This is a genomic window from Amycolatopsis dongchuanensis (assembly GCF_039542405.1).
GTDB classification, from domain to species: Bacteria; Actinomycetota; Actinomycetes; order Mycobacteriales; family Pseudonocardiaceae; genus Amycolatopsis_E; species Amycolatopsis_E sacchari.
Window position 1 is genome coordinate 1 of record NZ_BAABIB010000164.1, and the last position, 1,735, is coordinate 1,735.

1 protein-coding gene and 1 pseudogene are annotated in these 1,735 nt (G+C 68.2%); both read left to right on the top strand.

Features of this window, described 5'->3' with window-relative positions; genetic code table 11:
* Positions 1-18: 18 nt before the first annotated feature.
* Positions 19-984: pseudogene (locus ABFX51_RS37365) on the top strand (L-serine ammonia-lyase); the annotation flags it as partial.
* A gap of 1 nt (position 985) precedes the next feature.
* The gene (locus tag ABFX51_RS37370) at positions 986-1,678 is read left to right on the top strand and encodes a FadR/GntR family transcriptional regulator (RefSeq protein ID WP_091504516.1); all 693 of its coding nucleotides are present in this window, start codon (positions 986-988) and stop codon (positions 1,676-1,678) included.
* Positions 1,679-1,735 lie beyond the last annotated feature (57 nt).

The following is a 1,735-nucleotide window of genomic DNA, read 5'->3' on the forward strand; positions in this document are numbered from 1 at the left end:
CAGCATGCCCACACTTGATCAACTACGGCCAGCAGACGCGCCGATCATTTTGAAACGAGTTGTTACTACTCGGTGGGTGGCGGTTTCGTGCGGGGTGAGCAGGGTGTGGTCGAGGACAGCACCCCCCTGCCGCACCCGTTCACGACCGGCGGTGAGCTGCTCGCGCTGTGTCGCGAGGAGGGCGTGCCGGTCAGCGAGATCATGCTGCGCAACGAACTCGCGTGGCGGTCGCGCGAGGAGATCGAGGCCGGGCTGCTGCGGATCTGGGACGTCATGAGGGAGTGCGTCCGCAACGGCCTGGAGCACGACGGGGTGTTGCCGGGCGGCCTGAAGGTGCGTCGGCGGGCGAAGTCCCTGCACGCCAAACTGTTGTCGGAGCCGGAGGACTCACTGTCCGCAATGGACTGGGTGGGCCTGTACGCGTTGGCGGTGAACGAAGAAAACGCTTCCGGCGGCCGCGTGGTGACGGCGCCGACGAACGGTGCGGCCGGCATCATCCCGGCGGTGCTGCACTACTACCGGCGGTTCGTGCAGGGTGCCTCGGACGCCGGGGTGGTGCGGTTCCTGCTCACGGCGGGCGCGATCGGCGTGATCCTGAAGACGACGGGTTCGATCTCGGGCGCCGAGGTCGGCTGCCAGGGTGAGGTCGGTTCGGCGTGCGCGATGGCGGCGGCGGGGCTCGCGGAGGTGCTGGGCGGCAGTCCGGAGCAGGTGGAGAACGCGGCTGAGATCGGGGTCGAGCACCACCTGGGGCTGACGTGCGATCCGGTGGGCGGTCTCGTGCAGATCCCGTGCATCGAGCGGAACGCGATCGGTGCTTCGAAGGCGGTGCAGGCGGCGCGGATGGCGTTGCACGGGGACGGGAGCCACGTCGTCACGCTGGACAAGGCGATCAAGACGATGCGGGAGACCGGCGCCGACATGAAGGTGAAGTACAAGGAGACCGCGCGCGGCGGGCTGGCCGTCAACGTGATCGAATGCTGACATGGCGGGCGCGGACGAGGCACTGTTCCGGCCGGTGAGGACGGGCAACGCCTTCGAGGAGACGGTGGAACGGCTGCTGCAGTCGATCCGGCTCGGCGTGGTCGGGGCGGGGGAGCGGCTGCCGCCGGAACGGGAGCTGGCGGAACGCCTCGGTGTCAGCCGGGTGACGCTTCGTGAGGCCATTCACGCCCTGTCCGAAGCCGGGTACGTGGAGTCGCGGCGCGGCCGGTACGGCGGCACGTTCGTGCAGGAGACGTTGCCGTCGCCGGTGCCGGACGAGCGGCGCCCGGACCTGGAGGACACGCTGGGCCTGCGGCACGTCCTGGAAACGGGAGCGGCCGAACTCGCGGCGGCGCGCATCGCGGATCAGGATCGCGAGCATTTACTGGCGACGCTGGCGGAAACCCGAGCAGCCGATTTAGGTGATTATCGGCGGCGGGATTCCCGTTTCCACCTGGCGATCGCGGAGGTGACGGGCTCGCCTTCGCTGACTTCCGCGGTGGCCGACGTCCGGATGCGCGTGAACCGCCTGCTGGACGAGATCCCCCTGCTGCCCCCAAACCTGGACCACTCCAACACCCAGCACGAAGCCATCGCGACAGCAATCCTCAAGGGCGATCCGGAATCGGCGAGGCAAGCCATGGCCGAACACCTGGAGGGGACAGCCTCCTTGCTGAGGGCTTTTTTGAGCTAAGGGATGTCTCGTAACTCGTGTTGTGGTTGGTGGGGCTGGTGTTGCAGTCAGTCGGCG